Source organism: Pseudomonas sp. R15(2017), from assembly GCF_002112685.1.
Taxonomy (GTDB): Bacteria; Pseudomonadota; Gammaproteobacteria; order Pseudomonadales; family Pseudomonadaceae; genus Aquipseudomonas; species Aquipseudomonas glycinae.
In genome coordinates, this window is record NZ_NEII01000030.1 from 1 (window position 1) to 1,208 (window position 1,208).

The 1,208-nt window shown below is 48.2% G+C and carries 1 protein-coding gene and 1 pseudogene; one reads left to right on the forward strand and one right to left on the reverse strand.

The annotated features are described in order from the left end of the window. Positions 1-168 precede the first annotated feature (168 nt). The gene (locus tag CAF77_RS29250; RefSeq protein WP_139831622.1) at positions 169-405 is read right to left on the reverse strand and encodes a hypothetical protein; all 237 of its coding nucleotides are present in this window, start codon (positions 403-405) and stop codon (positions 169-171) included. A gap of 198 nt (positions 406-603) precedes the next feature. Between CAF77_RS29250 and CAF77_RS28685 the strand changes: the two are divergent. Beyond that, positions 604-1,188 (forward strand): annotated as a pseudogene (locus tag CAF77_RS28685) (transposase); the annotation flags it as partial. Positions 1,189-1,208 lie beyond the last annotated feature (20 nt).

A 1,208-nucleotide genomic window follows, 5' to 3' on the forward strand; every position in this document is an offset into this window, starting at 1 on the left:
GGGGCCAACTGACTGGAAACCTGAGATTCGTCGACGAAATTGAGAACATCACCGGGAGACGCATTCAATTCAGAGACCGAGGACGACCAGAGAAAAGTGCTTGACATCAAAAGGGGACAAATAAATAAATTTGCCCCCTTTTGATTGTCCCCTTTTGATTTCTTTTTTTCAGCGTGGTGGTGGTACCGCCCAGTGAATATCGCTTTCAAAAAGAGATGATTCATGCATAATTTGCTCTCGAGCTAGCTTCGGCTGCGAAACCACACATTCAACTTTCGCACTAGCTCCATCATTACTTCTTTCAATACTAATGACAGAGCGCACTGCGTAGTTCTCCCGTAATTCCTTCTCAATGTCAGCATCGGTTATTTTTTCCGACAAACCCGAAATCTTTACAGTCGCCATGAGCAACCTCCTTGAAACAAACAATGGAAACAGACTTATGTTCTCTTCCTTCACCTGACAAAGTATCTGCACAAACAGCCGCCATCGCACCTGACAGAAATGACAGTTTTTAATACTGATTCAGAACCACAGAAATTCTAAAAAATCATAAGAAGCAAACAACTCATATTCATTTAGTGCCCCCCAGGTGAATACATTGACCTGTTCGAGCTCGAGGAAGCATTGGGCATAAAAGTTATTGCCTACCGCTTGATGACCAACCACGTCCACTTGCTGCTCGCCCCCCCAGGGGAATCAACATCCAGCCTTGGACTGCTCATGAAGGCCCTCGCCGGGCGGATGACGCGGTATCGCAACAAGGTTGAGGGGAGGACCGGGACGCTGTGGGAACGTCGCTACCAATCCAGCGTCGTTCAATCCGACACCTATCTATTGGCTTGCGGTCGCTACATCGAACTAAACCTAGTGCGAGCCCGTGTGGTGGCGCGAGCAGAAGATTATCGTTGGTCAAGTTTTGCTCCGCGCCTGTGCGATTTTTCTGAATCCACATGGCTGGACAAAGATCCCTGCTTTATGGAGCCAAGGCCTACGGATGCCAAACGGCGTGAACGCTATAAATCGTTTGTTGAGATGGCGACACCCACCAATGAATTGCAACTCATAAGAGGAGCACGTCGGCGGGGCCAACTGACTGGAAACCTGAAATTCGTCGACGAAATTGAGAACATCACCGGGAGACGCATTCAATTCAGAGACCGAGGACGACCAGAGAAAAGTGTTTGACATCAAAAGGGGACGACTAA